General features: G+C 63.0%; 10 protein-coding genes. 1 reads left to right on the forward strand and 9 read right to left on the reverse strand.

Going from position 1 to position 6,374, the window contains the following annotated elements:
• The 4 genes from AC1D1T_RS29050 to AC1D1T_RS29065 all read right to left on the reverse strand — a co-directional run.
• On the reverse strand, positions 1 to 809 hold an 809-nt coding region (locus AC1D1T_RS29050; RefSeq protein ID WP_477992990.1), incomplete at its 3' end, for a hypothetical protein.
• An 8-nt stretch (positions 810 to 817) separates the two neighbouring features.
• Positions 818 to 1,132, reverse strand: a complete 315-nt coding sequence (locus AC1D1T_RS29055) for a hypothetical protein (protein WP_477992991.1) — start codon at positions 1,130 to 1,132, stop codon at positions 818 to 820.
• Positions 1,133 to 1,229: 97 nt separating this feature from the next.
• Positions 1,230 to 1,703, reverse strand: a complete 474-nt coding sequence (locus tag AC1D1T_RS29060) for a DUF1203 domain-containing protein (RefSeq protein WP_477992992.1) — start codon at positions 1,701 to 1,703, stop codon at positions 1,230 to 1,232.
• 451 nt (positions 1,704 to 2,154) lie between these two features.
• Complete coding sequence (locus AC1D1T_RS29065) at positions 2,155 to 2,637, reverse strand: hypothetical protein (protein WP_477992993.1); 483 nt, start codon at positions 2,635 to 2,637, stop codon at positions 2,155 to 2,157.
• A 197-nt stretch (positions 2,638 to 2,834) separates the two neighbouring features.
• Between AC1D1T_RS29065 and AC1D1T_RS29070 the strand changes: the two genes are divergently transcribed.
• Positions 2,835 to 3,194: a KTSC domain-containing protein gene (locus tag AC1D1T_RS29070; protein ID WP_477829429.1), complete on the forward strand. Its 360-nt coding sequence runs from the start codon at positions 2,835 to 2,837 to the stop codon at positions 3,192 to 3,194.
• A gap of 338 nt (positions 3,195 to 3,532) precedes the next feature.
• Here AC1D1T_RS29070 and AC1D1T_RS29075 read toward each other — a convergent pair whose 3' ends face one another.
• From AC1D1T_RS29075 to AC1D1T_RS29095, 5 genes are all read right to left on the reverse strand, one after another.
• Complete coding sequence (locus AC1D1T_RS29075; RefSeq protein ID WP_477992994.1) at positions 3,533 to 4,024, reverse strand: hypothetical protein; 492 nt, start codon at positions 4,022 to 4,024, stop codon at positions 3,533 to 3,535.
• 18 nt (positions 4,025 to 4,042) lie between these two features.
• On the reverse strand, positions 4,043 to 4,309 hold the full coding sequence (locus AC1D1T_RS29080; protein ID WP_477992995.1) for a hypothetical protein: 267 nt from the start codon (positions 4,307 to 4,309) through the stop codon (positions 4,043 to 4,045).
• Positions 4,302 to 4,811 (reverse strand): YcxB family protein, encoded by a 510-nt coding sequence (locus AC1D1T_RS29085; protein ID WP_477828598.1) that lies wholly within the window; start codon positions 4,809 to 4,811, stop codon positions 4,302 to 4,304. Before AC1D1T_RS29085 ends, AC1D1T_RS29080 begins: the two co-directional genes overlap by 8 nt.
• Positions 4,812 to 5,147: 336 nt before the next feature.
• Positions 5,148 to 5,723: a hypothetical protein gene (locus AC1D1T_RS29090; protein ID WP_477992996.1), complete on the reverse strand. Its 576-nt coding sequence runs from the start codon at positions 5,721 to 5,723 to the stop codon at positions 5,148 to 5,150.
• A 120-nt stretch (positions 5,724 to 5,843) separates the two neighbouring features.
• Entirely contained in the window at positions 5,844 to 6,218 is a 375-nt protein-coding gene (locus AC1D1T_RS29095) for a hypothetical protein (protein ID WP_477992997.1), read from the reverse strand.
• Positions 6,219 to 6,374 lie beyond the last annotated feature (156 nt).

Consider the following 6,374-nt stretch of genomic DNA (forward strand, 5'->3'; position numbering starts at 1 on the left):
CAAAGGCATTGCTCCCGGACGTACCTCGCAAGGTCGAACTCGCTGCCGTCCGCATGCATGATCAGGCGGCTCGCGTTGTAGACATGGAGGCCGGCGAACCAGTCCGCGAAAGCCTCTTCGGCCAGCGTCTCGAGCGACAGGCAGTAGCCGGGGTCACCCCCGTCGACGCGACGCCAGACCTCCTGTGCCATGCCCGGCAGCATGGGAAGTTGAGGCAACCAGCGTTCCAGGCAGACCCGGGCGGCGTCCGGGCCCATGTCGCGCCGCGCCCACGCCTTCGGCTCCGGCCGGCATAGATGGCCGAGCTCATGTGCCAGGCCAAAGAACCAGACCGCCACGTAGGCCTCGCCGATGGGCTGCATCTCGAGATCCATCAGCGCTGCGCCAGGAATATCGGCCAGCATGATGGTCTCGTCCACGACCGACTTCAGGAACGCACGGATGGCCCACTGCGGGCCCTTGTGGCGCACGGCCAGTTCCGCCATGACGCGCAGGCACGTGCGCTCCGCCAGTTCGACCCGAAAGTCGTCCAGCACCGGATCCTGGATCAGCCGACGGAGCAGGTACACCAGTTCGACGTAGCGCGTGTTGAAGACGACCAGGTTCGGATCCGTGCCGTGGATGCAGAACAGTTCGGGCAGGCCGCCGTCGACCCAGAACAAGTCAAACGGCGTCTCGAGTTCTTGCACGACGTGGTCGAGCATGAAGTTGATCGGCGAGCGGTTGGCCGGCGATCGATCGTACTTGGTGACGCGTGCGCCCCGGCCGACCTGGCTGGCCAGCAGCGCCTCGACGACGAGCGCGTCCATGGGGGTACTCAGTCGTCGGCTGGTTCGAAGGACTTGCGCAGGGCACGGATGTCTGCGGCAGTCGGGTTGCGGATCTCCTTGTCGCCGATCTTGATCGATCGCACCTTCAGCGCCTCGATCACCTTGGCCAGGCTGTCCAGGATCTTGGGCAGCACGGTGAGGGCCGTAGTTGCCACGACCATCCACGTCGCCGCGCTGCCGTCGAGGTTGTCGCGCTTGAGGATGCGCCCGGGGGACTGCTGTGCCGAGAACTCGGCGTTGAGCCGGGCAGCGCTCTCCTCGTCTTCTGCGACGATCACCAGCGCCTGTGTCGTGTCTGGCATCGCCTGGTCTCCCGTTGGTTGCAGCAGGATCGTCTCGATGCCGTAGCGTCGCGCTGGACGACCCAAGGCGTCATCCCCAAGCTTGACGAGAAGTTGATCAACTGGCGCGATCGACCCGGCAGGCGAAGCAGCCGCGCTTGGCGAARTGCAGGTGGAGGTAGGCGACCTCGGCGTTGCWGAAGAAGCGCTCGATCTCTTCGGCGACGTGCGTGCCCTCGCGCACGCTGGCGTCGACGATCAGGTGGGCRGCGTCGTAGGCGCGCACGGAGAGCAGGCGCGAGCTSAGGTAGGGCGGCACTTCATCGGGCGGCAGCACGCGCTGCACGGCGCCGCGGCGCACGTWGATCGGGCCGGAGGCGCGGTAGGGSSWGGCGGCGGGTTGGTGCTCGTAGGGGAGCAGCAGGAGCTCGTCGCCTTGCTGGGCGTCTTCGAGGCTGATGCGGCAKGGGTAGCCGGTGTTTTCGGTGGCGATGTGGCGCTGCGCGCCGTGCTGGGCGAGGGCTTGGTYGGRGAGGGTGAAGAGCGGGRYGWAGGGGGTGGGGGGCAGGGCGACGAGTTGGAAGTGATGCATGGCGGGGTCCGGTGAKGGRGAGCCGGCATSGTCGKTGTTGTGGGAWGCGCGGGCTGGCCGGTTTCGGACKTGGAGTTCCCGATCGCGACTTGCTGCCACGCGGGTTTCATCCGAAATGGGGAAAGGATTTCCTGATTCGGAGGGCCATCGCAACGGCGCCCGTCCGCAAGGATGGCTATCTCGGTCACTGCGAGCTTCCTGCTTCGGTACGTGCCTTCTTCAAGAGCGGAAGCACCTCATGAAGGTTGCAAACCAGGTCTCGCTCGCCTGAAACGACATAGGGAGACTGGACCTGGTAGACACCCCAGCCTCCACGACCGGTTTCCCAAGCAAGGCCAGCGTGGCCACCCTTCGGGTTTCGAACGAACAAGTCCCCCATCCGCTTCGGCCAGGGGCCGGGCTAAGGCACGCCGATGTACCCGAGCTGCCCCGTCGCTATCGGATTCGGGAATCAGCTTGGCTTCGTCGTCGGCATGCTCGATGGCCAGTCGCCCGGCGTCTGGTCATCAATGAGCTCCAGAAGATCAGCTGCGCTCGTGGCCCGCGCATCGTCTCCCGTCGCCAGCTCGGCAAAGCGGTGACGCTGGGCGTGAATGAAGCGCGTGAGTTCTTCTCGGACCGAGGCGCCACGATGCGTCTCGTGGCCTGGCTCGGGAATGAAGGTGCCGCCGAGGTCGATGAGCGCCTCCATGACGGCACGCTGCCCCCACGCTTGCCTGCTGGCCAGAATCTGCTCAAGCGCAGGAAGAACGCCCAGCACGACCGGGTAATAGGTGCCCGCATGGTTGTTGCCCATGGCCCAGAGAAAGGCATCGCAGGCATCGACGGCGGTCTGCTCATCGTGCGCATTGCGGAGCGCCACGAGGGCGCGTTCCACGCTGCCTGAGTCGTTGGAATCCGGTTGAGGAAATGGGGCGATGTTGAGCGGCGTCATGGCGGTTTGATGGACTGCCGTTGCAGGTGAATCTTCTGCGGAGGGGCGCAGGGCCGTGATGGGCTTGCGCGGGTGGTCCATTGTCGCCGGCCGGAGACAGCGCCTGATCGCCGTGCTTCATCTGAAGTGGGGAAGGGATTTTCTGATTCGGAGGGCCAGCGCAACTGACAGACTTGTGCCTTGAGGGAGGGGGTTGTATGGGCAGGCTCACGAGCTTCTTGGCGATCACGCCGCTGCTTCTGGCGTGCGGCCCGGCGCTGGCAGAGACGGTGCTGGTGAAGTACCACGGGCCGGTGTCGCTGGATGCCTTCGTCTGCGGCGAGGTGAGCGAGGGCAGCGATGTCACCCGCATCTGCTACGACTCGGCCGAGCGCTACATGGTCATTCGCCTGCGCTCGATGTACTACCACTACTGCGAGATCGCCGCTGGAACGGTGCAGGGGCTGCGCTCGGCGGGGTCGAAGCGGCAGTACTTCGAGGCGCGGATCAAGGGCAGTGGGAAGGATGGGCCGTTCGATTGCAGGACGCATCCGGTTCCCAAGAAGTATCGGGTTTGAACTCTGCTGGATGCGGCTGCGCGGTCGGCCGCTATAGGCTGGTTGCGGTCGGTCAGGTTCAGGCGTTGACCGACTGCTCAGGCCGAAAGCAGACCTTCGTCGCGTGGCGAATGGATCGCCCACTGTCGGTCGAGTGGGCGGTGGCCACAGCGGCGGGGGCTGACCTGGTCGAATGGCTGCTGTCGTGAGCAGCGAAGGGCGGACATCGACCCGTTGCGGACCTACGTGTTGCCGCCCTGCCTGCCGAAAAGCAGTCGTTCGGAATTTGACATGAGGGCCTCCGGCCGGCTTGCCAAGCAACGCCCCCTCGATGGAAGGATCAGGCTGCTGTTGGACGTCTAGTAGACGCAGAGAAGTGGAAGGGTGGCCAGTTCGACTGCCACGAACTGAAGAGAAAGAACAACGAATCCCGAGATCGCTGCACCCTGAACGCGTCCGGAGTGACCAGCGTAAAGCCCGGAGATCATTACTGTTGGCGCGAGACTGATGATGTGCTGATAGTGCAGGCGGTGCAGCAGGTGATCGTAGATGGGGCGATGATCAGAAAGCTCGCGAATGGTCATGAGAAGTGCGAGCCACCCCCCTCCTGCGACGGCTCCGATCCAGAAATTCTTCCACTTGAAGGTGCCGATCCTTGCCCTTACCAAGAGCAAGTACGCAAGCCAGAATCCAACCAATGCGATACGAATGGCTCCGTGGAGAATAGGGTCGGAAGAGCAGCCATCCAGTACCGGTCTGTAGAGCACCCATGGGACGTACGCAGCAAACAGCGCAATAGACAGCATCACGTGCTGATCATGCGCGTTCGACGTGATCGCGATCCGCCTCATGGCCGTCTCGCGTCGTCGCTAGGCGGCACGCTTCAGCGCTTCCTGGAGTTGCTGCACAAAATTTTCCCCAAAGCGCTTGTCTACTTGAGCGATTGCCTCCACGGCGGTGATCGGATCGAAGGATCCGCCCTCAAGTACCGCCAGCGCCTGATTGTGCAGCGCATACGCAAGATGGGCGGCGGCACGGACGGACGGCTCACTATCCGTTTCGCTGCCCAAGTGGGCAGCCAGGAGCAACCTCAACTCGAACACGGCGAAGGCCAGAATCTTGGCTTGGTCAAGCATTGCGGTCATAGCCGTCTACCTTGCCTCCCGTGGAACGGACGCGTTGCACAACAAAGGCCTGCATCTCCGACGACATGCACGCGAGCGGCAGCGTGCTGAACTGTGCTTTCGAGTAGAGGAGGAGCCAGACGCTACGGAACTGCCAAAGTTCGCGCACTGCGGTCCACTGAAGCGTTGCAGTGCCAATGGGGGAACTGAGGGTGAACGAAGACTCGTCTGCGCGAAAGGTGGCCTGCGCGTTCCCCATTTCGCGAAACTTGCGAAGCGAGTTTCGATAGTGAACCACGTACAAGGCTGCAGCAAACACAGTCCCCAGGACAAGAACGCTTGCAAGTGCACCGACAAGCCACACTGCCTCACCTTGCGCGATCACGATGCTGAGGCAGATCGCAACCACTCCCAGGGCGACGACGAACCCGATACCGATTGAACGATACCAAAACGCGAGCACTGCCTGACGCAGCAGCGAGTCGGTGTAGATGAGTTTGGCCTCGTGCAGCATGGCGAAGATGTCCGAATTGAGAACGGGACCTATAGCCGGCCCGTCTACCGAGCAGGCGGACGATGTGAGCCATCGGCCCTTGGACCTGAAGGCCGATAGCCTAGCCGAAAGCAGCCCTTCGCGAGCGACCGGAAGTGGCCGACATGCGATCTTCGCGCCAGCGGCCAGATCGCAGGTTGCAGCCACGCCGAGCGTCCGACCGCTACGCTCGGTATAGCCGCCTTTGGTGAGTGTCAACGGGTCGGTCGAGGACGACCCGTACCAGTACTTTGCATCGCTGATGCCACGGCTGACTAGAAAAAGTACCTGGGTCGCCCATCGCTCAAACGTCCCGTTCTACTCGCTGGCTTCCACTGGCAGGGCTAGGCCTTGTCCGTGAGCCCAATGCCAAAACCACAAGCCTTGCGGATGAGCAAGTGGCCGAGCGTCGCGCCGAAGTTCGAGCTGTGACTTGATGCCCCCCTCCGGACATTGCTGAATCTCAGCAGCAAGCACTGCAACCGCCACCGAGGACAGCCTGAGGTTCAGGCTCATGTTCGTGAACTGGGTCCATACGACCGGCGTGTGCAAGCCGCGGTCAAGCGACACAGACAACGACCACCAGCATCCGAAGTTGGTGCGAGTGGTGAAGAGGTCGTACCAGCCTCGCGCTGACGGAAAGGAGACCCGCATCTCCTCCCGCTCGCCGCCGTTCGCCAGGCGGCTCAAAACCTCCGCAAACCTCGCCCGCCAATCGGCTGACGCGGCAACATGCAGCCCCTGCCAACGGCTCACAGGCTCCTTGGCGCGCAACACAACGGCACCCGGCTTGTCCGCGAGCGTCTCGAAGTACGGATAGGGCGCAATCCCACCGATGGCGCGCTGGATCTTCGAGCTATCTAGGTCCAGCGGTCTGCGTTCCTTTCTTCCCATGTCAGCGAGCTTATCCCGTCTGCTGCTGACATCCCGGCGGCTCGCTGGCTTGCCCTGAAGCAGATGTTGGTGAACGGCAACTGCTGGCCGATCTCCGTCCGACCACCGGGGAGGCACGGCTCATGAAATGGTTGCTGCGATGACGGGAGCTTCGCCGAACGACAGCGGCAAGCGCGGGAGCACCACCTCTGCAAGCTGCACCAGCAAGGTAGCCTCAACGGGACGATTCGGAACGGCCACGCGCGCGTAACGGCCGCGTTGGTCGTCCCAGTCGTACGCGAACAAGCCGACATCTGAATAGCTCTTCCAGACCTCGTCGGTGCCCCAGCCCTTGACGGGAATGTGTTCGCCGATGGCACTGTGCTGCACGCATGCATCCACTACCTCTGCGGGGACTGGACCGCTTCCCGCCGTAGCGAACACCGCATAGTTGCCAGCCTCGTCTCTTGCGAACCAGTCAAACTCCGAGCCTTGCATATCGACTATCGGCTTCAAGCTAGATTTCCCTCGAATCAACGTTCAGACTCCCACGAGGCAGACGGTCGCGAAGGACTGCAAGTGGCCGAGACTTCCAATTCGCAGCCGGCCTTCATGCTGTTGGCCAACTCAGCTACCACCACCAAAAGTGGCGAACGGAAGACGGGCACATCA

It is taken from the genome of Rhizobacter sp. P2_H3 (assembly GCF_056403355.1).

Bases quoted from the DNA above. Each gene is read 5' to 3' on its own strand.
- AC1D1T_RS29085 (WP_477828598.1), bottom strand. From the start codon at position 4,811: ATGCTGCACGAGGCCAAACTCATCTACACCGACTCGCTGCTGCGTCAG.
- AC1D1T_RS29090 (WP_477992996.1), bottom strand. From the start codon at position 5,723: ATGGGAAGAAAGGAACGCAGACCGCTGGACCTAGATAGCTCGAAGATC.
- AC1D1T_RS29070 (WP_477829429.1), top strand. From the start codon at position 2,835: ATGGGCAGGCTCACGAGCTTCTTGGCGATCACGCCGCTGCTTCTGGCG.
- AC1D1T_RS29055 (WP_477992991.1), bottom strand. From the start codon at position 1,132: ATGCCAGACACGACACAGGCGCTGGTGATCGTCGCAGAAGACGAGGAG.
- AC1D1T_RS29080 (WP_477992995.1), bottom strand. From the start codon at position 4,309: ATGCTTGACCAAGCCAAGATTCTGGCCTTCGCCGTGTTCGAGTTGAGG.
- AC1D1T_RS29065 (WP_477992993.1), bottom strand. From the start codon at position 2,637: ATGACGCCGCTCAACATCGCCCCATTTCCTCAACCGGATTCCAACGAC.
- AC1D1T_RS29075 (WP_477992994.1), bottom strand. From the start codon at position 4,024: ATGAGGCGGATCGCGATCACGTCGAACGCGCATGATCAGCACGTGATG.